Source organism: Aliiroseovarius sp. ABM4_368, from assembly GCF_056161205.1.
The window spans coordinates 537899-561146 of record NZ_JBSWYR010000001.1; the positions used below are offsets into that span (position 1 = coordinate 537899).

A 23248-nucleotide genomic window follows, 5' to 3' on the forward strand; every position below is an offset into this window, starting at 1 on the left:
ACAGGGGGCTGCAAGGCCGGTCCGACAGGCAGAATGACCAGTGATACGACGCCAGATGATGACCTGACTGGCGTGCCTCCGAAAGGCGGTGCGCAAGGGACGGCGTCGCAGGGTCGCGAAACTGCCGGTGAAATGAGCATCGAACAGGCCGAGGCTGCCGTGCTGGCGGCCAGCGCCCGCCGCCTGCCATTGCGTGGGCTGGTTGAACAAGCCTTCATGCGCCTTCGCAAGCCGCGCCGAGTGGAAAACTTGGTTCGCTCCGACCGCGATGATCAGCCCCGCCGAAAGCGTGACCTTCCTAAACTTCGCCGGTCGGAACCGGCTGCGTCCGAGGCCGCAAGCCTCGACGTTGTGCCCTCGCGTGATGTGCCTGATGCGACACCGGTGGCCGCGCCCACGCCAAAGCCCAAGTTGCCCCGTAAGTTGAAACGCCGCATGGGCGTCTGGACCGTGTTCCTGTTTGGCGCTGCGGCATTGTTTCTGGCGCTGGTGTCTTTGTCCGTTTCGGGTCGCGTGGTTACGATGCCCGATTGGGTGGCCCAGCGGGTCGAACAGCATTTGAATGCGCAATCGGATGCGGTCGGCCTTTCGCTTTCACGGATCGAGCTTGGCGTGTCCGGCAATGGACGCCCCCGGTTGCGGCTGATCGATCTGGGTATTCGTGACGAAACCGGATTAGAGATCGGGCGTCTGAACGCGGTCGAAGGCTCGGTTTTGTTCTGGCCGGTTTTGTCCGGGAGGTTGGAACCAGCGTCGCTGGAACTTTCGGGTGCGCAGATTACTGTGCGCAGACAAGCGGACGGGGCTTTCGCCCTCAGCTTTGGGCAGGGGGTCGGCGCGACTGGCGACTTTGCTAGTGTTCTGGACGGCATTGATAAGGTCTTTGCGGCTGGCGCGCTGGCTTCTACTGACGAAATCCGCGCCGGTGGGCTGACCATCACGCTTGAAGACGCTCGCACAGGCCGGATTTGGCAGGTGACCGACGGGGCGCTGGTCATCACGCAGGACGCTGATGATGTCCGCATGGAAGTGACTTTCGACGTTTTTAACCAGACCGAAACTTTGGCCGAGACAGTGCTGGAATTTCGGAGTGCCAAGAATTCCTCGGCGGCCGAGTTTACGGCGCGATTCAAGAATGCGCTTTCCGCCGACATTGCCGCTCAATCTCCGCTTTTGACCTTCCTTGGGATCGTGGATGCGCCGATCTCGGGCGAGCTGTTGACCACGATGGACGAGGATGGAGCGATTTCCGACTTGTCCGGGTTTATGGAGTTCGGCGCGGGCGCGATTTCGCCCGATGCCGGGGCAAAACCGGTGCGGTTCAATGGGGGGCGGGTTCAGATTGACTATGACCCTGAACGCGAGCGCATGGATTTCTCGGAAATGTCGCTGTCGTCTGAATGGGTGCAGGCCCAAGCGGCCGGGCATGCTTATTTGCGCGGTTGGTCGGGTGGTTGGCCGACCGAACTGATCGGTCAGATCCAGCTTTCCGAGGCTGAAGTGAACCCGTCAGACCTGTTTGAAAAGACTGTACTGCTGGGGCAGGGCAGCGCGGATTTCCGGCTGCGGCTGGACCCGTTCGAAGTGATGATCGGCCAGGCCTATGTCACCCATGAAGACCGCCAGATTGCTGGATCAGGCCGGATTTCGGCGGACAGTGACGGGTGGTCCTTGGGATTTGACAGCCGCGCGGACGAAGTTACACCCGCGCAGGTTATCGCCCTGTGGCCCGAGGCGCGAAGCACGCAAACCCGTGAATGGATCCGCAAGAACGTGTCGGATGGCCGTTTTCAGGACGTCGCGGTTGCGTGGCGCAAGCACGGCGATGCGCCTGCACAGCTGAATATGAGCGCGTCTTATAAGGATATGACGATCCACGCGGTCAAAGACATGCAACCCATTGAAAATGCGGATGGACGTCTGGTGATTGAAGGACGGAGATTGTCCATCGTGGCAGATCGCGCTGTGGTGCGTCCGCTGGATCAAAACGGAAAGCTTGCCAGTGTTCTGGACGCATCGGGTACTCAGTTCATCATTCCGAAATTGGCGAAACCCCGCCCGGCGGGCGCTGATCCCAACATCGCCCGGCCGCCGGTCCCAGCCGAGGTTCACCTGTCTGTCTCTGGAACGATGAGTGCTGCGCTGAATCTGCTAAACGCCAAACCCTTCCGCGTGTTTCGTGCAAGCGAGGGCAAGATGGGGCCGGACATCGCCACCGGCCGTGCGACTGTCAGGGGGCGTATTGATGTTCAAATGCAACCGAAGCTGCCGCGGGATGCGATATCTTACGACCTGACCGCCGATCTTCGTAATGTCGCCAGCTCTAAGATCGTGCCCGGCCACGATTTGGAACTGCCCAAAGCTTTGATGCGTTTTGATGACAAGCAGCTAAGCCTTCAGGGGCAGGGAACCTTGTCGGGCCTACCGGTCACAGGTCTGTGGAAGTTGCCGTTTAAGGCCGGGAAAGCCGCCGAACAATCCACCGTTACCGGGCAGTTCCCTTTGAACACCAAGATGCTGGATGTCTTTAAGGTCGGCCTGCCCGCCGGAACCGTGCAGGGTGAAGGGCGCGGAGATTATAAGATCGTGTTGGCAAAAGACACGACCCCGCGTCTGACGCTCGAGGGCAATCTGAATGGCGTCGGTTTGTCGATCCCAGCTTTGGGTTGGTCCAAATCCAAAGGTTCGGACGGGCAGGTCACGCTCACCGCAGATCTGGGCGAGGTCCCAAGGATCGACCAACTGGCGCTGACGGCTCCGGGTCTTACGGCGGCGGGGCAAGTGAACATCCGCACGGAAGGCGGTTTGGATACAGCGATATTTGACCGGGTGAAGCTGGGCAATTGGCTAGACGCTAAGGTTACGCTGACCGGGCGTGGTGCGGGCGTTCCGGTGGCTGTGACGGTTAATGGCGGCTCGATTGACATGCGCGGGGCCACGTTTGGCTCGGGCGGGGGCGGTGGATCTTCCGGGGAAACCCCGATTGATTTGAAACTGGATCGGCTGACCATTTCGGAAGGCATCGTTCTGACCCCGTTCGAGGCCAATCTGAAAACCACGTCACAGGGATTATCTGGCCGGTTCGAGGGCCGCGTATCCGGCAAGCCCGTGATCCGTGGCACTGCAGCCCCGCAACCCAACGGCACCGCCTTCCGTATCAAGGCCCGCAACGCAGGCGCTGTCATGCGCGAGGCCGGGCTGTTCAAATCCGCCAAGGGCGGCAAGATGGAGCTGGTTTTGGCCCCGGCCGGCGGAAAGGGCGTCTACGACGGAAACCTCGAGATCACCGACGATATCTCGGTCCATAATGCACCTGCGATGGCCGAGCTTTTGTCCGCCATCTCGGTCATTGGTCTTTTGCAGCAACTGGGCGGGCAGGGCATACCCTTTACCGATGTCGACGCCCGCTTCCGGCTGGATCCCGAAAAAGTCACCATTTACGAGGGCGCGGCCTCGGGCCATTCAATGGGGATTTCGATGGACGGGTATTACTATCTCGGGGCCAAGCAGATGCAGATGCAGGGCGTCATCTCTCCGTTCTATCTGGTGAACTCGGCGGGGCGCATTTTTGCACGGAAGGGCGAAGGGCTGGTCGGGTTCAACTATCAGCTTGGCGGTTCGGCCACCGACCCGCAGGTGTCAGTCAATCCGCTGTCCGTCCTGACGCCCGGAATTTTCCGCGACATTTTCCGGCGATCGCCTCCGCCCAAGCCGGAATGATTGACGCGGGCGCGGATCAGCCATATGTGCGCGGCCATGAAACTGAGTGATTTTGACTTTGACCTGCCCGAGGATCTGATTGCGACCCGCCCCGTGCGCCCGCGCACGGCGAGCCGTCTTTTGGTCGCAACGCCTGACAGGCTGACCGACGCCCATGTAGGCGACCTGACCGATTGGCTGCGGCCGGGGGATCGGCTGATCCTGAACGACACCAAGGTCATTCCGGGCCGTCTGTTTGGCACCCGCACCCGTCCGGGTGGGGCCCCCGGCGAAGGCATTGCCAACATCGAAATCACGCTTCTGTCGCCCGATGGACAGGGCCAATGGCACGCGATGGCCAAGCCGCTTCGCAAGTTGAAAGAGGGCGATGTGATCGCGTTCTCGGACGATCTGAATGCTGAGTTTCTTGGCCGTGACGATGATCAGGCGGTGCTGCGGTTCAATCTGGAAGGCGACGCGTTTGACGCAGCGATTGCCGAAGCCGGGAAGATGCCCCTGCCGCCCTATATCGCTGCCAAACGCGCGGCGGACGCGCAGGATAACGAGGACTATCAGACGGTGTTCGCCCGCAACTCGGGTGCCGTGGCCGCGCCCACAGCGTCGCTGCATTTTGACACTGACCTTTTGGACCGCATCAAAGGGATGGGCGTCGGCCTGACCCATGTCACGTTGCATGTGGGGGCGGGGACGTTCCTGCCTGTGAAGGTCGATGACGTTTCAAAGCACAAAATGCATGCAGAATGGGGCGAGGTGAGCCAGAAAGCGGCGGATCAGATCAACGCAACTCTTGCCGAAGGCGGGCGAGTGATCCCGGTAGGCACAACGGCGTTGCGCCTGATTGAAAGCGCCGCCATCGCAAAGGGGCAGATCGCCCCGTGGACGGGCGAGACCGACATCTTCATCACACCGGGTTTTGAGTTCTCGATTGCAGATGGATTGATGACCAACTTCCACCTGCCCAAATCCACGTTGATGATGCTGGTCTCGGCTTTGATGGGCACACAGCGGATGCGCGACATCTATGCCCATGCGATAGCCGAAAAATATCGCTTCTTTTCTTACGGAGACAGCTCGCTTCTGTTGCCGCACGGTGCCGATCGGGGCGCGTAAAGGCCGGAACGCGACTCTACGAGGTCGCGAAAATGCGTTTCTGAACGGACAGGGTCGGTTAGACTGAACATCTCGGATTGGCGGAGGACTTCATGCTTCAGGTTCTGGCAAGCTCTTGGGCGCTTCTGTTGGGCGTCATGCTTTTGATGGTTGGCAACGGCGTGCAGGGCACGTTGTTGGGGATTCGTGGTGGGCTGGAAGGCTTTTCCACATTCGAGCTGTCCTTGGTCATGTCTGGCTATTTTGCAGGCTTCCTGTTTGGCTCGCGGATGGCTCCGGTGATGATCCGCCGGGTCGGGCATGTGCGGGTCTTTGCGGCACTTGGGTCGTTTATCTCGGCCGTTCTGATCCTCTATCCGGCGATGACCAACCCGATTGCCTGGACGCTTCTGCGCGTTGCGGTCGGCTTTTGTTTTTCGGGCGTGTATGTGACGGCGGAAAGCTGGCTGAACAACGCCGCTGACAACGAAAACCGCGGCAAAGCCCTGTCGCTTTATATGTTCGTACAGATGGTGGGCATTATCGCCGCACAGGGCCTTTTGGTGCTGGGCGATCCCAACGACTTTATCTTGTTCATCATCCCGTCAGTGCTGGTTTCGATTGCCTTTGCACCCATCCTTTTATCAATCAACCCGACCCCCGCCTTTGAAACCACTAAGGGCCTAAGCCTGCGCGAGCTTTTCACGATCTCGCCCTTGGGCTGTGTGGGCTTCTTTATCCTTGGCGGCGTCTTTGCGGCGCAGTTCGGAATGGCCTCGGTCTATGGTCAGCAGGCGGGGCTGAGCGTGGCGCAGATTTCGGGCTTTGTGTCGACTTTTTATATTGGCGGGCTGGTGCTGCAATATCCGATCGGCTGGATTTCTGACAGAATGGACCGCCGCATCCTGATCCTGGTTGTCACCGCCGTCGCGGCGTTCGCTGGGTTCCTGCCGGTACTCCTGTCTTCAAGCTATTCCGTGCTTTTGGGCGCTGCGTTCCTGATGGGCGGTATGACCAACCCGCTTTACGCCCTGCTTCTGGCCTATGTGAATGACTTTCTTGAGCCCGATGACATGCCCGCGGCCTCGGCCGGTTTGATTTTCATCAACGGGATCGGCGCGATTGCCGGGCCGATCATCTCGGGTTGGGTGATGGGCGTCATCGGCCCCAGCGGGTTCTGGGCCTATATGGCGATTTTGCTTCTGGCCTTGCTGGCGTATGGCCTGTGGCGTTCGACCCAGCGTTCTGCCCCTGCGCCTGCCGAGACCGGTGCGTTTATGACCATGGCCCCAGCGACGTCCCCCGTTGCGGTGGACATGGCGCAAGAGTTTTGGGCGGATGAAGCCGAAGCCAGTGACGAGGACGAAAGCTGAGGGCGCTAAATGCCGACAGGGCTTGCAGTGTTCCCCACGCCCGTTAGGGTAATGGGTGGGAGGACAATATGGCCACAGCGCAAACGATCATCCACTTCTGGGTCGACGAAACCGGGCCTGACGGCTGGTATAACGGCACCGAGGCGTTGGATGACACCATCCGCGACAGGTTCCTACCCAGTTGGGAGGCAGCGCAGGCAGGCGCTTTGGATCAATGGCAGGACACAGCCGAAGGTGCCTTGGGTTTTCTGATCCTGACCGACCAATTCCCCCGCAACATGTTTCGCGGCGACGCGCGGTCTTTTGCGACGGATGCTGCAGCCTTGGCCTGCGCCGAGCGTGCAATTGATAACGGGCTGGATTTGCAGATCGACCTGCCCACACGACAGTTCTTTTACATGCCATTCATGCATTCGGAAGAGATGGCGATGCAGGACCGTTGCATCGAACTGATGCAAAACCGCATGTCGGAACCGCGCGGGGCGGGGGATACGCTGCATGCCCGCGTGCATCGTGAAATCATTCACCGCTTCGGGCGGTTTCCCTATCGAAATGACGCTCTTGGGCGCGACAGCAGTGCCGAAGAAAAGGATTTTATCACCAATGGTGGCTATGGAAGCATCCTTCACGCGTTGCAAGATGAACAGAAGTAAGGCGATTTTCCCGGTTTTCGCTGAGCGAATAGCAGGGTTTCGCTGAGGTAATTGATCCATTGAACAAAATAGTTTAATGCCAAACTATCTTGGATGAGGAGGAGCCACCCATGGCAGGACAGAGTTTTGATACGATCGTGATCGGCGCAGGGCCGGGCGGCTATGTTGCAGCTATTCGGGCGGCGCAGCTGGGCCAAAAGGTGGCCATCATCGAACGCGAGCATCTGGGCGGTATCTGCCTGAACTGGGGATGTATCCCGACCAAGGCGCTTTTGCGCTCGGCCGAGGTGTTCCACTTGATGCACCGCGCCAAGGAATTCGGCCTGTCGGCTGGCAAGATCGATTATGATTTGCCCGCTATTGTAAAGCGCTCACGCGGCGTTGCAGCTCAGCTTTCGGGCGGCATTGGCCACCTGATGAAGAAAAACAAAGTGACTGTTTTCATGGGGGAAGCAACGATCCCCGCCAAGGGTAAAGTCTCGGTCAAAACCGAGAAAGGCACAGAAGAGTTAACCGCCAAGAACATCGTTCTGGCGACCGGCGCCCGTGCTCGTGAACTTCCGGGGCTAGAGGGCGACGGCGATCTGGTTTGGACGTACCGAGATGCGCTGAACCCGCCGCGCATGCCGAAGAAGCTTTTGGTCATTGGATCGGGCGCGATTGGCATCGAGTTTGCCAGCTTCTTCAACACCTTGGGTGCAGACACCACCGTGGTCGAAGTGATGGATCGCGTACTGCCTGTGGAAGACGCCGAGATCTCAGCCTTCGCCAAAAAGTCTTTCGTCAAGCAGGGCATGAAGATCATGGAGAAAGCCATGGTCAAACAGCTGGACCGCGCCAAAGGCAAAGTCATCGCCCATATCGAAGCTGGCGGCAAGGTAGAAAAGCAAGAGTTCGACACTGTGATTTCTGCCGTCGGGATCGTCGGTAATGTGGAAGGTCTGGGGCTGGAAGAACTGGGCGTCAAGATCGACCGCACCCATGTTGTGACCGACGAATACTGTCGAACCGGCGTCGATGGCCTTTATGCCATTGGCGACATCGCCGGCGCACCGTGGCTTGCCCACAAAGCCAGCCACGAAGGCGTCATGGTCGCCGAGCTGATCGCGGGGCTGCATGCTCATCCGGTGAAACCCGAAAGCATCCCCGGCTGTACCTATTGTCACCCGCAGGTGGCCAGCGTCGGCCTGTCCGAAGCCAAAGCGAAAGAGCAGGGGTTGGACATCAAAGTCGGCCGCTTCCCCTTCATCGGCAACGGCAAGGCCATCGCGATGGGCGACGCCGAGGGCATGATAAAGACCATCTTCGACGCCAAAACAGGCGAGCTTCTGGGCGCGCATATGGTCGGCCCGGAAGTGACCGAGATGATCCAAGGCTATGTGGTTGGCAAAACGCTGGAAACCACGGAAGAAGAGCTGATGCACACGGTCTTCCCGCACCCGACGATCTCGGAAAGCATGCACGAGGCTGTGCTGGACGCCTATGATCGCGTCATTCACATTTAAGATGATGATAATTAAAGGAAAAGGCCGGGTTGATCGCCCGGCCTTTTGCGTTTCTTAGGCCGCCACCTTAAGTCCCGCCAACATGTCCAGAATACGGGTCCAGCCGCCCTTATGGTCCTGAAGACTTTGTTCCGATGGGAAGCGGACGTGGCGCAAAGTCAGGTCGGTTCCGCCATCTTTGGGCGCGAAATCCAGCGTCACGACTGAATCTTCCTGACTGTTCTGCGACATCCACGTAAAGGCCAGCTGATTGGCACGGTCGATCACACGATACTCGCCCGTATGGGGCAGGTCGCCCGCGTTTGGCACACGCATCATGATCAAAAACTGCCCGCCGACTTTGGCGTCCACCTTGGCCTCGGGGATGGTCACGCCTTCGCCGGGTATCATGAATTTTGCCAGCATCTTGGGGTCCAGCCACGCGTCAAATACGCGTTCGGGTGGGTGAGGGATGTGGCGGGTGATTTCCAGGGAAAGTTCAGTCATTGGCGTCCTCCTTCAAGGCAGCTTCAAGGGCGTCCAGGCGCAGCGCCCAGATCGACCGGAGTTCGTTAAACCATTGATCGACAAGTAAAAGAGGTTCCAGTTGAACCTCGATCAAGTGTTCACGCCATTCGGTGCGGCGTGTCACCAGCCCTGCGGCTTCAAGCGCTTTGATGTGTTTTGATACGGCGTTCAGACTGATGTCGAACCGCGCCGAGACATCAGTGATCCGCAGCGGACCTTCCTGCGCGAGCAGCGTCAGGATGGCGCGGCGCGTCGGATCAGATGCCGCTTTTAAAACCGTGGACAGGGTGTCTGTATCATGTCGTTCAACCATATGGATGAATAACATGCTGAATGCCTTCAGTCAACCCGTGGGGTGAATGATGAATTCGGCACAGAAAACCCGCGCTTGAAAGATCCAGCGCGCAATTGAGCGCGATAGGTCAAAAAATCTAAAGCTGGCATGTAGTGCTAATCCTGTCGGTAGTTGGCAGCATGTTCCTGCAATGTTCTAACTTTTCGATTGTCTCGCCGCGGGCTTTGCCCTAACCGTTACTGAAGTGTGAATTGGGGGTCAGAATGGCCGAGTTGAAAGAAATACAGGTCCGCGGTGCGCGCGAGCATAATCTGAAATCGATCGACGTGGATATCCCGCGCGATAAGCTGGTGGTGATCACTGGGCTGTCGGGTTCAGGCAAGTCGTCCTTGGCGTTTGATACGATCTATGCGGAAGGGCAGCGGCGCTATGTGGAAAGCCTGTCAGCTTATGCGCGCCAATTCCTTGATATGATGGAGAAACCCGACGTGGATCACATCGCGGGCCTGTCGCCTGCGATTTCCATCGAGCAGAAAACAACGTCGAAAAACCCGCGCTCGACTGTCGGCACGGTGACCGAGATTTACGACTATCTGCGCCTGTTGTTTGCCCGCGCGGGGACGCCGTATTCCCCGGCCACGGGTCTGCCCATCGAAGCTCAGCAAGTGCAGGACATGGTCGACCGTGTGATGGCGATGGAGGAGGGCACCCGTGCCTATCTTCTGGCCCCGATCGTACGCGACCGGAAGGGCGAATATCGCAAGGAATTTCAAGAGCTTCAGAAGAAGGGCTTCCAGCGCGTCAAAGTAAATGGCGAGATGTACGAGCTGGATCAACCGCCCACACTGGACAAGAAATACCGGCATAACATCGACGTTGTGGTGGATCGCGTGGTTGTGCGCGATGGGATGGAGCAACGACTGGCTGACAGTTTCCGCACGGCGTTGGATCTGGCCGACGGAATCGCATTGTTCGAGACCGCCCCGAAAGAAGGTGATCCCGAGATTATAACCTTCTCGGAAAACTTCGCCTGTCCGGAAAGTGGCTTCACCATCCCCGAGATCGAGCCGCGTCTGTTTTCCTTTAACGCCCCCTTTGGCGCCTGCCCGGAATGCGATGGGTTGGGAAAAGAACTGTTCTTTGATGAACGCCTCGTGGTGCCGGACGCCACGCTGAAGGTCTATGACGGCGCGCTGGCTCCATGGCGGAAGGGTAAGTCGCCATACTTCCTGCAAACGATTGAATCGATTGCGAAACATTACGAGTTCGACAAGAACACCCCGTGGAAAGACCTGCCTGCCCATGTGCAGCAGGTGTTTCTGTATGGCTCGGGCGAGGAAGATATCAAGTTCCGCTTTGATGAAGGCGGGCGGGTCTATGAGGTCACGCGGCCCTTTGAAGGCGTCATTCCCAATATGGAGCGCCGCTATCGCGAGACGGATTCGAACTGGATCCGCGAGGAATTTGAGCGGTATCAGAACAACCGCCCTTGTGGCGCTTGTGGCGGGTATCGCCTGCGGGACGAGGCATTGGCGGTCAAAATCGGTCCCGCCGATGATGCTGACAAGCTGCTTCACGTAGGGCAGGTGGTCGAGATGTCGATCCGCGAGGCTTTGGCTTGGGTCGAGGACGCGCCGAACCATCTGAGCGTCCAGAAAAACGAGATCGCGCGCGCAATCTTGAAGGAGATTCGCGAGCGCCTTGGGTTCCTGAACAATGTGGGTCTGGAGTACCTGACACTCAGCCGCAATTCAGGCACGCTTAGCGGCGGGGAAAGCCAGCGGATTAGGCTTGCCAGCCAGATCGGTTCGGGCTTGACCGGGGTGCTTTACGTGTTGGACGAGCCCTCGATTGGCTTGCACCAGCGCGATAATGACCGGCTTTTAACCACGTTGAAGAACCTGCGCGATCAGGGGAATACTGTCATTGTGGTCGAACATGACGAAGAAGCCATTCGCGAAGCAGATTTCGTCTTGGACATCGGCCCCGGTGCCGGTGTGCATGGCGGCGAGATTATCGCTCAAGGCACGCCCAAAGATATCGCGGAAAACGAAAATTCTGTGACAGGACAATATCTTACCGGTGTGCGCGAGATCGCAGTGCCGACCAAGCGGCGCAAAGGGAATGGCAAAAAAATCACCGTGAAGAAGGCCACGGGGAATAATTTGCAGAATGTCACGGCGGACTTCCCTTTGGGCAAGTTTGTTTGTGTGACGGGCGTGTCGGGCGGGGGTAAATCCACCCTGACGATTGAGACTTTGTTCAAGACCGCCTCGATGCGATTGAATGGTGCGCGCCAGACCCCGGCACCCTGTGAAACCATCAAGGGGCTGGAGCATCTGGACAAGGTGATCGACATCGACCAGCGCCCCATCGGGCGTACACCGCGATCAAACCCCGCGACCTATACCGGGGCGTTTACGCCTATTCGCGAGTGGTTTGCTGGTCTGCCTGAAGCGAAAACCCGTGGCTATAAGCCCGGTCGCTTCAGCTTCAACGTCAAAGGCGGGCGATGCGAGGCGTGTCAGGGCGACGGCGTCATCAAGATCGAGATGCACTTCCTGCCCGATGTGTATGTACAATGCGAGACCTGCAAGGGGGCCCGCTATAACCGCGAAACGCTTGAGGTTACGTTCAAGGGCAAGTCCATCGCGGATGTGCTGGATATGACGGTCGAAGACGCGCAGGAGTTCTTCCAAGCCGTGCCCTCGATCCGCGACAAGATGGACGCGTTGATGCGGGTCGGGCTGGGCTATATCAAGGTGGGTCAGCAAGCAACGACCCTGTCCGGCGGCGAGGCGCAGCGGGTGAAGCTGTCCAAGGAATTGTCCAAACGATCGACCGGTCGGACGCTTTACATTTTGGACGAACCGACCACGGGGCTTCACTTTGAAGACGTTCGTAAGTTATTGGAAGTGCTTCATGAATTGGTTGATCAGGGGAATTCGGTTGTGGTGATCGAACACAATCTGGACGTGGTGAAAACCGCCGACCATATCATTGACATCGGCCCCGAAGGCGGCGATGGCGGAGGCACGGTGGTAGCCAAAGGCACACCCGAGCAGGTGGCGAAGGTGGCCGAAAGCCACACTGGGTATTATCTGAAAGACCTGCTGAAAAAGTCGTGATACATCAGGCGAAAATCGGTGTTGGAGGCAACGAATTGCGGGCAAAACTGTTTGGGGAAGTGCATTTGCACCTTGGGGCGCATCGAACTGGTTCGACGTCGTTTCAGACGCTACTAGGCGAGAACTTCGACAATATTCAGTCTCAGGGAATTCGCGTGGGTTATTCCCGCCGCCATCTGGCTCCGAATGGCCATCTAGAGCTAAGGCTGCGCCACCAAGAGCTTGCGAAAGGTAAGCAAAAGCGCAAGCAACAGATTGCGAAAAGCCGATCTCAGATTGTTCCGGTCGTAAAGAAGGGGATTGGTCAACAGGCCATTCTGTCGGAAGAAAACATGATTGGCATCATGGCCTCGTTCGAGGAAGGTCGGTTTTACCCGCACACGCGCGCGCGTTTGACGCTGTTGCGCAAAGCGCTTTATCCAAGTGCAGTTGGGAATGTTTTGTTGTTGGTGCGGTCTTACGATTCCTTTTTCGAATCGGCGTTTCGTAAACGTGCCGAGGTGAACGCACTTCCCGAGTTTGTGGAAGTTGCGAAACTTCAGGCTGCATTTAGTGGGGGGTGGCCGGATGTGGTTGAAGATATCCTTGCGGCTCTTCGTCCAAAGCGATTGATTGTTGCTGCCTATGGCCGCAATCGTGATGATTTGGATTTGTTAAGCCAGCTTTGCCCAAAACTGGATGTCGCGTCCATGAAGCGACCGAAAAAGTGGGTAAATTCCAGCTTCTCGGACAGAGCATTGTTCGAGTGCCAGAAGATGTTGAACGCGGGGGAAGAGCTTCCGCGTGAGGTCGCAAGAGAAATCAGGGACGCGTTTGCAGACGCAACTTCGGACAGGCCCTTCGCAAAATTTTCACCCGAACAAGCCCGCGCGTTGCAGGATCGGTATCAACAAGATCTGGAAATTTTGCGCCGACATTCGGGTATTCGATTGATCGACGCCTAGTGCGGGCAGGGTGGTTGAGCCGGTCTGACCTGCGTTGCAACTGGGATGTTCCGCGCGGCAAAATGGCGTTCTGTTTGGTCACAAAAAAAGCCCGGAGGTGATCCGGGCTTTTCTATTATTTCTATATGGTTAACCGTCGAAATCGACTTCTTGAATTAGTTTCAGAGCCTCGGCGCGATTGCCGGCCACTTCCATCAAGTTTACACCATCTGCTGTGAAATCACCCCAGCTTTTGACAACGGGATCGGCTTCAGTTCCCGGTGCGATCGGGTATTCAAAGTTCTGCGACGCATAGATTTCCTGTGCTTTCGGCGAAGACAGGAATTCCATCAGCTTGATGGCGTTGTCTTTGTTCGGTGAATGCTTGGCCAGCGCCATACCAGACAGGTTCACATGCGTGCCCGAACCTTCGAAAACAGGGAAGATGACGTTCACGCTGTCGGCCCATGCTTTTTGCTCTTCATCGGCCAGCATTTTGCCCATGTAATAGGTGTTGCCGATCGAGATATCGCATTCACCAGCCCAAATCGCTTTGACCTGAGCGCGGTCGTTGCCCTGAGGCTTGCGCGCGAGGTTGGCTTTCAGACCTTCCACCCACGCCTTGGTCGAGGCTGCGTCGTGATGGGTCAGGTGAGCTGAGACAAGACCCAGCGTATAGCTGTGCGTGCCAGAACGGGTGCAGATGCGACCCTTCCATTTCGGGTCTGCCAGATCCTCATAGGTCGTTACTTCACCTTCGGCCACGCGATCCTTCGAGGCATAAACGATCCGCGCACGCGAGGTCAGGCCGAACCATTGGTCCGCCGGATCGCGATAAGCGTCGGGAATGTTGGCTTCCAGTGTGTCGGATTGCACGGGCTGGGTCAGGCCGGCCTCGACCACACCAGCAAGGCGCGAGATGTCGACGGTCATGATCAGGTCTGCGGGGCTGCGTTTGCCCTCGGCTTCCAGACGCTCGACTACACCTTGTTTCAGAAACGCCACGTTGACGGTGATGCCAGTGTCTTCCTGAAACGCATCCATCAAGGGCTGGATCAGCTCGGGCTGACGATAGGAATAGACATTCACTTCGTCAGCGCTTGCGACGGCGGGGGTTAGGGCTGTGGCACCAACAAGGGCCATTGCAATCGTGCGAGCAGGTTTCATCGCGCGGTTCTCCTTCGATTACGTTGGGGTGTTTAAATCCGAGTATTTTGCTTGGGTCAATGCCTGATAGATTTGATAGGAAAAATGCCGCAGGTCACTTTTGGGCGCGTTCGGCGGCTTTCTCGGCCTCCCACATTGCGTCCATTTCTTCCAGGTTGGATTGCTCGGGCGTGCTGCCTTTTTCGGCCAATCGGCGCTCGATCCCTTTGAAACGACGCTCGAATTTCGCATTGGCGTGACGCAGGGCTTCTTCGGGTTCCACGTCCAGATGACGTGCCAGATTGGCGACGACGAACAGAAGGTCGCCGACTTCCTCGCGCAGTTCGTCCTGTCCCAGCGTGTCGCGTGCCTCGGCCACTTCCTGCGCCTCTTCGGTGATCTTATCCAGAACCATGCCGATTTCGGGCCAATCGAACCCCACACGGGCCGCACGTTTTTGCAGCTTCACGGCGCGCAGCAGGGCGGGCAGACCGATGGCGACCCCATCCAACACGCCCTGTTGCGCCTTGGCAGCGCGTTCGGCTGCTTTGATGGTTTCCCAATCGCGGGTTTGTTGTTCGGCAGACTTATCCCGGTTCTCGTCTCCGAATACATGGGGATGCCGCGCAACCATTTTGTCCGACATGGTGTCGGCCACGTCGTCAAAGCTGAATAGACCTTTTTCCTCGGCCATCTGGGCGTGGAAGACGGATTGGAACAGCAGATCGCCCAACTCGCCCTTCAACTCGTCCCATGCCTCGCGTTCAATCGCGTCGGCGACCTCGTAAGCCTCCTCGATCGTATAGGGTGCGATGGTGCTGAAATCTTGTTCAATGTCCCACGGGCACCCCGTTTCGGGATCGCGCAGTCGGCGCATAATCTCGCGCAGGCGGTCCATTCCGCCGTTTGGGTTGTGCACAAGCTGGTCGGACGAATTGGTCATTGCATTTGCCCCTTTTTCAGGAAACCTTCGACCCAATTCAGGAGGGCCCCATGGCTGTTATCAACCGTATCGCTGATTTTGACAAAGATATGAAGGGCTGGCGCCGTCACTTGCATCAGAACCCTGAATTTGGATTGGAGTGCCATCAGACCGCGGCGTTTGTCTGTGACCGGCTGCGCGAATTCGGCGCAGATGAAATTCATGAACAGATCGGCGTTTCAGGTGTTGTCGCGATCATCAACGGGCAGGGCGAGGGGCCGACCATAGGCTTGCGCGCCGATATGGATGCCCTGCCAATGGACGAGATGACAGGGCTTGACTATGCCTCGAAAAATCAGGGGCTTATGCATGCGTGCGGCCATGACGGGCACACCACGATGTTGCTGGGGGCTGCGCGGTACTTGGCTGAGACGCGGAATTTCCGGGGGCGGGTCGCGCTGATCTTTCAACCGGCCGAGGAAAACTTCGGTGGGGCCAAGCATATGTGCGACGAAGGCATGATGGATCGTTTTGACATATCCGAGGTCTATGCCCTGCACACCATGCCGGGGATCGAGCTTGGCCATTTTGTGACCACGCCCGGTCCGGTGATGGCGGCCGTTGACACTTTGCGCGTGACAGTCACAGGTGTTGGCGGGCATGGCGCTTACCCGCATGAATGCGTCGATCCGATCCCGGCGATGGTTGCGATGGTGCAGGCGCTGCAAACCATCGTCAGCCGCAACCTGCGTCCCTTGGACGAGCTTGTGGTCTCGGTCACGGAACTCCATGCAGGCACGGCGGACAATGTGATCCCCGAAGCGGGCTGGTTCGGTGCGACGATCCGGTCCTTCACGCCAGACGTGCGCAAGATGGTCGAAACCCGCATTCGCGAGATTGTGGAGGGCCACGCGGCCAGTTTCGGCGTCACAGTCGAAATTGACTACGAGCTGGGCTATCCGCCGATGATCAATAGCGCAGACGAAGTTGCAAAGGCCGCTGATGCCGCCCGCGATGTGTCCGGTGCAGAGCGCGTCGACGACGCCGCCGGGCGCGAGATGGGGGCCGAAGATTTCGCCTATATGCTGGAAGAGCGTCCCGGCGCGTATCTGTTCCTGGGGCAGGGCGAGGGGCCTGGGGTGCATCACCCGAAATTTGACTTCAATGACGAGGTTGCAGCCCATGGTGCCAGCTTTTTCGCCCGTCTGGTCGAGCGTCTGAACCCGGCCACTTAAATATGATCAAATTGCTGGTGCAGGTCACCGGGCTGTGTTAGCAACGCACAGCGAAAAGGAGAAGCGACATGGCATTGGAAGACGCCGCCAAGCAGGTGGATACAGCGATCACGCGCGATGGTTTTAAAGGGCTTTCCTATGAAAACACCTTTGGGGGCGTGTCGTCCTTTCTGCGCCGGACCTATACCAAAGATCTGACTGACGTGGACATCGCCGTGACCGGCGTTCCATTTGATCAAGCGGTGACAAATCGCCCCGGAACCCGGCTTGGACCGCGCGCCATTCGCGAAGCGTCGAGCCTTCAGTCGCCGGATCCGGCCTATGGTTGGGATTTCGACGTGCTGTCGGAATTTGCGGTCGCGGATTACGGTGATTTGGCTTTTGATTATGCCCGGATCGACCAGTTTCCAAAGACGCTCGAGGCACATATTGCGTCGATCCTTGATCAGGACGCGGCCTGCCTGACGCTGGGGGGGGATCACTACATTACTTTCCCGATCCTGCGGGCGCATGTGAAGAAGCACGGGCCGCTCAGCCTGCTGCAGTTCGATGCTCACACGGACACTTGGGCGGATGATGACATGAACCGCGTCGATCACGGCACCATGTTTTATAAGGCGGTAAAAGAGGGGCTGATTGACCCCGCGAAATCCGTTCAGGTGGGGATCCGCACCACGAACGAAGACACTCTGGGCGTGAACATCATCGACGCGCGCGAGGTGCATGAAACCGGCCCCAAAGCCGTGGTCGAAAAGATCAAATCCATTCTGGGCGATAGGAAGACCTATCTGACCTTCGATATTGACGGTCTGGACCCGGCTTTTGCCCCCGGTACCGGTACGCCGGTTTGGGGCGGTTTGACGTCTGCTCAGGCGTCGATCATCCTGCGTGATCTGGCTGGGATCAATGTGGTTGGGGGCGATGTGGTCGAGGTGTCTCCGCCCTTCGACACCACCGGCGCGACGGCCATTGCAGGCGCGCATGTGGCGATGGAGATTTTGAATCTCATTGCCTATAACAAGCGCGTATAAAGCGCGCTTCGCAACGCCTTTTGTGGCAGGAAAGGCCCGTTTATGAAAATTGCCCTGTGGATTTTGGCGTTGGTAGCGGCTTTGGCCGCGCTTTTGGCCATATACGCCCGGTTGAAGCCTATTGATCCGGTCCGGTTCACAGCCCAGCCCGGACCGATGGAACCGGGGAAGCATGCGCTGGATGGTGGGGTGAAATGGGTAATCCCTCTGGCGGATTTGCCCGAAGAAGCCATGGGTAAGTTGTTGAAGATCATACGGAATACGCCGCGCACGCGCGAAGTGGCCTTGGATCAGGGCAATACCTTCATCACCCGATCCCGCGGCTTTGGGTTTCCGGATGTGACGCGGGTGTGGGTCGCAGGCAACGCCCTGCACATACACGCACATCTTGTGATCGGAAAATCAGATCTTGGGGTCAACGGGAACCGAGTGGGACAGTGGATTGATCAGCTTCAATCCTCGATCCGCTGACACGCAGCCGTCGCCCGTTTCGCGCCACATCGGTACGTTCAGGCTCATCTCGCAGCGGGCGGTGAAGGCGCGGCCGTTCACATAGAGGCAGATGGACTGCCCCAGCTCGACCCGGCCGCCAGTGCTGTCTGTGCAAAAGCAGTCGATGACCTTGCCTCCTGGCCCGGTCACATCCGCGAAAACCGGCGCGGCGACCATCGCTGCACCAATTGCTAGTCGATACATCATACCAACAGTCTAGCACGCCTGCGCCTCTTGACCAAATCCGCGTAATCATAGACACCATCCCTATGGTTCCTATGGAAAAACTCAACGCGATCACCGAGCGCTTTCAGTATCTTGAAGCTCGCATGGCCGAAGGGCTATCGGGCGATGAAATCGCGGCCCTTGGACGCGAATATGCCGAGCTGAAGCCAGTGGTGGACGAAATCGCCCTCTATCAGCAGCTTCTGGACGACATCGCCGAGGCTGAGCTGATGATGGACGATCCCGACATGCGGGAATTGGCCGAAGAAGAACTGCCCACCCTACGTGAACGTCTGCCCGAGATGGAGCAATCCATGCGGCTGGCGCTTCTGCCCAAAGACGCCGCCGATGCGCGCCCTGCAATGATTGAAATTCGTCCCGGCACCGGAGGTGACGAGGCCGCATTGTTCGCGGGTGATCTTCTGCGCATGTATCAACGCTATGCCGAGGCACGCGGGTGGAGCTTTGATATCGTTGAACAAAGCCTGTCCGAGCTTGGTGGTATCAAGGAAGTCACCGTCCATGTGAAGGGCGAGGGCGTCTTTGCGCGACTGAAATACGAAAGCGGTGTGCACCGCGTTCAGCGTGTGCCGGAAACGGAAAGCGGCGGGCGGATCCATACGTCGGCAGCAACCGTTGCGGTGCTGCCGGAAGCCGAGGATGTGGACATTCAGATCGACTCCGGAGACTTGCGGATCGACACGATGCGCGCGTCCGGGTCTGGTGGCCAGCACGTGAACACGACGGATTCGGCGGTGAGGATCACCCACCTGCCCACGGGCATCATGGTGGTCAGTTCGGAAAAGTCTCAGCACCGCAACCGCGAGATTGCGATGCAGGTTCTGAAAACGCGGCTTTACGATTTGGAACGTCAGCGCGTCGACAGCGAACGCGCGGCGGACCGGAAGTCTCAGGTCGGGTCGGGGGACCGGTCCGAACGGATCCGCACCTATAATTTCCCGCAGGGCCGCATGACCGATCACCGTATCAACCTGACGCTCTATAAGCTGGATCAGGTGATGAACGGCGATCTGGACGAGATTGTGGACGCCCTGACCGCCGAGGACCAAGCTGCGCAGCTTGCGGATCTGGACGCGTGACGACCGGGTCCGTTCTGTTGGCCGCGGCCGTGGGGCGATTGCGCGCTGCTGGGATAGACGATCCGGCCCGTGATGCGCGTATTCTGCTGGCACATGCGTTGGGGGTGGATCGCAGCCGCCTAACCTTGGTCGTGCAGGATGATGTGACGCCTGAACAGGAAAATGCGTTTGAGCGGGCCATCAAGGCCCGCGTCTCCCGCCAACCCGTCTCACAAATCACTGGTCAGCGCGCGTTTTATGGGCGGGATTTCATTGTGACTGGGGACGTGCTGGACCCGCGCCCAGATACCGAGCTTTTGGTTGATCTTGCGCTGTCTTCGCCGTTTGAAACAGTACTGGACCTTGGAGCAGGATCGGGCTGTATCTTGTTGTCTTTGCTGGCAGAACGACCTGAAGCAATGGGGCAGGGGGTGGACCTGTCCGATGCGGCCTTGGCCGTTGCCCTGCGTAATGCAGACCAGCTTGGCCTGCTGGATCGGGCCGCGTTTCACGAGGGTAGCTGGTTTGCACCAATCGACAATGTGCGGTTTGATCTGATCGTTTCGAACCCGCCTTACATCACCCAAGACGAGATGGTCGAGCTTTCGCCTGAAGTGCTCGATTGGGAGCCGCATATGGCACTGACCCCCGGCGGGGATGGGCTGGACGCCTATCGGACCATTGCGCAAGCCGCGCCTGCATATCTTGAAGCCGGTGGGCGGCTTTTACTTGAGATCGGGCATCTGCAGGGGCAAGCGGTTTCGGATCTCTGCGCTGCTGCCGGGTTTCGGTCCGTCACTGTTCATCAGGACTTGGCCGGGAAGGATCGCGTTGTGGCGGCTTCGGGCTTTTCGGTGGCATGACCTTCAGATCGTGCCCTAAACCCCTCGAAAACCCGCAAAACATCGCCAAATCACGTAAAAATACCATATAAGGCTTGTGTTTTTCCGGGCCACATGGTTAGCAAGGATACCAGCGCCGCAGTCCACACGGACCGCCGCTGGGAACAAGCCCTAAAAATCGGATCAACGGCTGCCAAGCAGTCAACGACCGAGACAACAGCGCGGCAAAGGCCGCAAGACTGTGCTGAAACCGGATACTTATATATGAGATCGTCGAAATCACGTTCGCGCAACAAGTCGAACCGCAACCGGAACAACCCGGGTAACATCATCAACCGCGTGTATGATAGCTCGGGCCCTGAAGGGAAGGTGCGCGGTACGCCGCAGCAGATTATCGACAAGTACAACCAGCTGACGCGGGATGCGTTCTTGTCGAACGACCGGGTGGCTGGTGAGAACTTCCAACAGCACGCGGAACACTATACCCGCCTTCTGGGTGAAGCGCAGCGCGAGATCGAGGCCCGCCGCCAGCAGGCAGATCAGCAGAACCGCGAACGTCAGCAGCGTGATAAAGATGCGCGCGCTGAACGCGCCGAAGCACAGTCCGCCGCTGCCGCAACAGAACAACCCGTACCGGGCGAGGGCGATCAGCCCGATCTGGCACAAGCGCCACAGCCTGACGTTGCTGAAGGTGGTGATAACGGTCTGGTCGAAACGCCGGAAAGCAAACCGCGTCGCCAACCATCGCGCGCGCGCAAACCGCGTAAGCCCGCCCGCAAGGATGACGCTGCCCCCGCGCCCGAGGCAACGGATCCGTCAGGCGAAGCCGCCGAATAATCTGCCAGCGATATGGCAATAAAAAACCCCGGCTTGGCCGGGGTTTTTTGTTTTTATCAGAATGGTTTAGTCTGTACCGCGATAGGGCTCGACATATTGAAGCGCCATATCCCACGGGAAAAAGATCCAGGTGTCTTGGCTGACTTCCGTGATGAACGTGTCCACCTGCGGACGCCCTTTGGGTTTGGCATAGACCGTTGCAAAATGCGCCTTGGGATACATCTGACGCACCAGTACCAGTGTTTTCCCGCTGTCTACCAGATCGTCGATGATCAGAATGCCTTCGCCATCCCCCATCAACTCTGCATCCGGAGATTTCAGCACTTGGGCTTCGCTCTGCTGATCGGCCTTGCCGCCGCCCGCATGATAAGATTTCACACTGATCGTATCGACGGTACGGATGTCCAATTCGCGGCTGACGATCATTGCGGGGGCCATGCCGCCACGGGTGATCGCCACAACCGCGCGCCACGCGCCGTTATCCGGCCCTTGCCCGTCCAGACGCCACGCCAGCGCACGGCTGTCGCGGTGGATCTGATCCCAGCTGATGTGAAAGCCTTTTTCGTGCGGCAGACGATGGTCGCTCATGACATGCGTTCCTTACTTGCGGCCGGTGGTCACGTCGATATCGGGTGCGTCGACGGCCTTCATACCAACCACGTGATAGCCCGCGTCGACGTGATGCGTCTCGCCGGTTACGCCCGCGCCCAGATCCGACAGCAGGTACAGGGCCGAATTGCCCACATCGTTGATCGAGACGTTGCGGCGCAGGGGCGAGTTCAGCTCGTTCCATTTCAGGATATAGCGGAAATCACCGATACCAGACGCGGCCAGCGTTTTGATCGGTCCTGCGGAAATCGAGTTCACACGGATGCCGTCCTTGCCCAGATCCTCGGCCAGATATCGCACAGAGGCCTCAAGAGCGGCTTTCGCCACGCCCATGACGTTGTAGTGTGGCATGACCTGTTCAGCACCGTAATAGGTCAGCGTCAGCATCGAGCCACCTTCGGTCATCAGATCAGCCGCGCGGCGCGCCACAGCGGTGAAGCTGTAAACCGAGATGTCCATAGTCATGCGGAAGTTTTCCGGGCTGGTGTCGACGTAACGGCCACGAAGCTCGTTTTTGTCCGAGAAGCCAATGGCATGGACGATGAAGTCCAGCTTGCCCCATTTCTTTTCCAGCTCGGCAAACAGCGTGTCGATCGAACCCTGATCAGCAACATCGCATTCCAATACGATGTCCGATCCCAACTGCTCGGCCAGTGGCAGAACGCGTTTCTTCAGCGCGTCACCTTGATACGAAAAGGCAAGCTCGGCACCGGCATCGGCGCAGGCTTTTGCGATTCCCCAAGCAATGGATTTGTCATTTGCGAGACCCATAATCAGGCCGCGCTTTCCCTTCATCAATTCGGTCGACATAAATATTCCTTGTCCCGAGATACTGCGTTAAGACCGTTTAGGCGATTGACGGTGCGTCTTCAAGTGTGGCTTCGCGCTATGTGCTTGTGAAAGGGCGGGATTTGGCCCACCAATCCGGGGTGTTTATGCGAACTTGATCCCAGTCAGAAGGAAAGCAAATGTCTGAACGTGAAGGAATTTTTGCAGGCGACGATCCCTTTGCGATTGCGCGAAGCTGGTTGGCCGAGGCTGAAAAATCCGAACCGAATGATCCGAACGCCATCGCCTTGTCGACGGTGGATGCGGACGGCATGCCCAATGCGCGCATGGTCCTTTTGAAGGATATCGAAGACGATGCCTTTGTTTTCTATACGAACTATGGATCCGTCAAAGCGCAGGAAATCGAACAGGGCGGCAATGCGGCCTTCGTAATGCACTGGAAAAGCCTGCGCCGGCAGATTCGCGTCCGAGGAACAGTTTCCCGCGAAGAAGGCGTGCAGGCGGATAATTATTTTGCGTCGCGTTCTTTGAAAAGCAAGCTGGGGGCGTGGGCCTCGCGGCAGAGCCAACCCTTGGCCTCGCGTGCCGCACTGATGGCAAAGGTCGCCAAGGTCACTGCGCAACATGGCCCGGCCCCGCAACGTCCTGATTTCTGGGGTGGATATCGGATCCAACCTGTCGAAATCGAGTTCTGGGCGGATGGTGCTTTCCGGCTTCACGACCGGTTTCGTTGGACCCGCGAAGCGGCCGATCAGGGCTGGCAGGTATCGCGTCTGAATCCTTGAAAAACAAATTACTTTTTGAGTTTACCTACCCAAAAATACAGGGGGTTAGGGCTTGCGTCGCCT

Annotated in this window: 21 protein-coding genes; 14 read left to right on the forward strand and 7 right to left on the reverse strand. The window is 58.0% G+C overall.

The window, feature by feature from the left end; genetic code table 11:
* Positions 1–33 precede the first annotated feature (33 nt).
* From ACXAH3_RS02700 to lpdA, 5 genes are all read left to right on the forward strand, one after another.
* The gene (locus tag ACXAH3_RS02700; RefSeq protein ID WP_474860525.1) at positions 34–3720 is read left to right on the forward strand and encodes a hypothetical protein; all 3687 of its coding nucleotides are present in this window, start codon (positions 34–36) and stop codon (positions 3718–3720) included.
* Positions 3721–3756: 36 nt separating this feature from the next.
* Positions 3757–4830: a tRNA preQ1(34) S-adenosylmethionine ribosyltransferase-isomerase QueA gene (queA, locus tag ACXAH3_RS02705; RefSeq protein WP_474860526.1), complete on the forward strand. Its 1074-nt coding sequence runs from the start codon at positions 3757–3759 to the stop codon at positions 4828–4830.
* 92 nt (positions 4831–4922) lie between these two features.
* Positions 4923–6182 (forward strand): MFS transporter, encoded by a 1260-nt coding sequence (locus tag ACXAH3_RS02710; protein ID WP_474860527.1) that lies wholly within the window; start codon positions 4923–4925, stop codon positions 6180–6182.
* Between the two features lie 68 nt (positions 6183–6250).
* Positions 6251–6835, forward strand: coding sequence for a DUF924 family protein (locus ACXAH3_RS02715; protein ID WP_474860528.1), 585 nt, complete (start codon positions 6251–6253; stop codon positions 6833–6835).
* Between the two features lie 110 nt (positions 6836–6945).
* Positions 6946–8340, forward strand: a complete 1395-nt coding sequence (gene lpdA, locus ACXAH3_RS02720; RefSeq protein ID WP_474860529.1) for a dihydrolipoyl dehydrogenase — start codon at positions 6946–6948, stop codon at positions 8338–8340.
* 54 nt (positions 8341–8394) lie between these two features.
* Here lpdA and ACXAH3_RS02725 read toward each other — a convergent pair whose 3' ends face one another.
* Together ACXAH3_RS02725 and ACXAH3_RS02730 are read right to left on the reverse strand one after the other, a co-directional pair.
* Positions 8395–8826, reverse strand: coding sequence for an SRPBCC family protein (locus tag ACXAH3_RS02725; protein WP_474860530.1), 432 nt, complete (start codon positions 8824–8826; stop codon positions 8395–8397).
* On the reverse strand, positions 8819–9175 hold the full coding sequence (locus tag ACXAH3_RS02730) for an ArsR/SmtB family transcription factor (protein WP_474860531.1): 357 nt from the start codon (positions 9173–9175) through the stop codon (positions 8819–8821). The genes ACXAH3_RS02725 and ACXAH3_RS02730 overlap by 8 nt, the downstream gene beginning before the upstream one ends.
* Before the next feature lie 230 nt (positions 9176–9405).
* Here ACXAH3_RS02730 and uvrA point away from each other — a divergent pair, with 230 nt between their 5' ends.
* Together uvrA and ACXAH3_RS02740 are read left to right on the forward strand one after the other, a co-directional pair.
* Positions 9406–12270: an excinuclease ABC subunit UvrA gene (gene uvrA / locus ACXAH3_RS02735; protein WP_474860532.1), complete on the forward strand. Its 2865-nt coding sequence runs from the start codon at positions 9406–9408 to the stop codon at positions 12268–12270.
* A gap of 155 nt (positions 12271–12425) precedes the next feature.
* A complete protein-coding gene (locus ACXAH3_RS02740) occupies positions 12426–13214 on the forward strand; it encodes a hypothetical protein (protein WP_474860533.1) in 789 nt (262 codons plus the stop codon).
* A 129-nt stretch (positions 13215–13343) separates the two neighbouring features.
* Here ACXAH3_RS02740 and ACXAH3_RS02745 read toward each other — a convergent pair whose 3' ends face one another.
* Positions 13344–14360 (reverse strand): Fe(3+) ABC transporter substrate-binding protein, encoded by a 1017-nt coding sequence (locus ACXAH3_RS02745; protein ID WP_474860534.1) that lies wholly within the window; start codon positions 14358–14360, stop codon positions 13344–13346.
* A gap of 94 nt (positions 14361–14454) precedes the next feature.
* On the reverse strand, positions 14455–15282 hold the full coding sequence (gene mazG / locus ACXAH3_RS02750; RefSeq protein ID WP_474860535.1) for a nucleoside triphosphate pyrophosphohydrolase: 828 nt from the start codon (positions 15280–15282) through the stop codon (positions 14455–14457).
* 50 nt (positions 15283–15332) lie between these two features.
* Between mazG and ACXAH3_RS02755 the strand changes: the two genes are divergently transcribed.
* From ACXAH3_RS02755 to ACXAH3_RS02765, 3 genes are all read left to right on the forward strand, one after another.
* On the forward strand, positions 15333–16496 hold the full coding sequence (locus tag ACXAH3_RS02755; protein WP_474860536.1) for a M20 aminoacylase family protein: 1164 nt from the start codon (positions 15333–15335) through the stop codon (positions 16494–16496).
* Positions 16497–16564: 68 nt separating this feature from the next.
* A complete protein-coding gene (gene speB, locus ACXAH3_RS02760; protein WP_474860537.1) occupies positions 16565–17527 on the forward strand; it encodes an agmatinase in 963 nt (320 codons plus the stop codon).
* A 42-nt stretch (positions 17528–17569) separates the two neighbouring features.
* The gene (locus ACXAH3_RS02765) at positions 17570–17998 is read left to right on the forward strand and encodes a DUF1499 domain-containing protein (RefSeq protein ID WP_474860538.1); all 429 of its coding nucleotides are present in this window, start codon (positions 17570–17572) and stop codon (positions 17996–17998) included.
* Here the strand turns inward: ACXAH3_RS02765 and ACXAH3_RS02770 are convergent.
* Positions 17930–18226 carry a hypothetical protein gene (locus tag ACXAH3_RS02770; RefSeq protein WP_474860539.1) on the reverse strand — a complete coding sequence of 99 codons (297 nt, stop codon included), beginning with the start codon at positions 18224–18226 and terminating at the stop codon, positions 17930–17932. The genes ACXAH3_RS02765 and ACXAH3_RS02770 overlap by 69 nt on opposite strands.
* A 62-nt stretch (positions 18227–18288) precedes the next feature.
* Here ACXAH3_RS02770 and prfA point away from each other — a divergent pair, with 62 nt between their 5' ends.
* From prfA to ACXAH3_RS02785, 3 genes are all read left to right on the forward strand, one after another.
* Positions 18289–19344 carry a peptide chain release factor 1 gene (prfA, locus tag ACXAH3_RS02775; RefSeq protein WP_474860540.1) on the forward strand — a complete coding sequence of 352 codons (1056 nt, stop codon included), beginning with the start codon at positions 18289–18291 and terminating at the stop codon, positions 19342–19344.
* Positions 19341–20186 carry a peptide chain release factor N(5)-glutamine methyltransferase gene (prmC, locus tag ACXAH3_RS02780; protein WP_474860541.1) on the forward strand — a complete coding sequence of 282 codons (846 nt, stop codon included), beginning with the start codon at positions 19341–19343 and terminating at the stop codon, positions 20184–20186. The genes prfA and prmC overlap by 4 nt, the downstream gene beginning before the upstream one ends.
* Before the next feature lie 243 nt (positions 20187–20429).
* A complete protein-coding gene (locus ACXAH3_RS02785) occupies positions 20430–21002 on the forward strand; it encodes a DUF4167 domain-containing protein (protein ID WP_474860542.1) in 573 nt (190 codons plus the stop codon).
* 66 nt (positions 21003–21068) lie between these two features.
* Here ACXAH3_RS02785 and gpt read toward each other — a convergent pair whose 3' ends face one another.
* The gene (gpt, locus tag ACXAH3_RS02790; RefSeq protein WP_474860543.1) at positions 21069–21590 is read right to left on the reverse strand and encodes a xanthine phosphoribosyltransferase; all 522 of its coding nucleotides are present in this window, start codon (positions 21588–21590) and stop codon (positions 21069–21071) included.
* A gap of 12 nt (positions 21591–21602) precedes the next feature.
* On the reverse strand, positions 21603–22421 hold the full coding sequence (fabI, locus tag ACXAH3_RS02795) for an enoyl-ACP reductase FabI (RefSeq protein WP_474860544.1): 819 nt from the start codon (positions 22419–22421) through the stop codon (positions 21603–21605).
* A gap of 158 nt (positions 22422–22579) precedes the next feature.
* On the opposite strand from fabI, the gene pdxH reads away from it, so the two are divergent.
* Entirely contained in the window at positions 22580–23185 is a 606-nt protein-coding gene (pdxH, locus tag ACXAH3_RS02800; protein WP_474860545.1) for a pyridoxamine 5'-phosphate oxidase, read from the forward strand.
* The last annotated feature ends 63 nt before the right edge of the window (positions 23186–23248 follow it).